Annotated in this window: 1 rRNA gene; it reads left to right on the top strand. The window is 58.0% G+C overall.

Features of this window, described 5'->3' with window-relative positions:
* Nucleotides 1–264 (top strand): 16S ribosomal RNA (locus HTZ82_RS03650); the annotation flags it as partial.

Genomic DNA, 264 nt, shown 5'->3' with positions numbered 1-264 from the left:
TTATTGGGCGTAAAGAGCTCGTAGGCGGCTTGTCACGTCGGTTGTGAAAGCCCGGGGCTTAACCCCGGGTCTGCAGTCGATACGGGCAGGCTAGAGTTCGGTAGGGGAGATCGGAATTCCTGGTGTAGCGGTGAAATGCGCAGATATCAGGAGGAACACCGGTGGCGAAGGCGGATCTCTGGGCCGATACTGACGCTGAGGAGCGAAAGCGTGGGGAGCGAACAGGATTAGATACCCTGGTAGTCCACGCCGTAAACGTTGGGA

It is taken from the genome of Streptomyces sp. TRM64462, assembly GCF_013362995.1.
In the GTDB taxonomy this organism is placed as follows: domain Bacteria; phylum Actinomycetota; class Actinomycetes; order Streptomycetales; family Streptomycetaceae; genus Streptomyces.
This window is presented reverse-complemented; position numbering and strand designations above follow the sequence as displayed.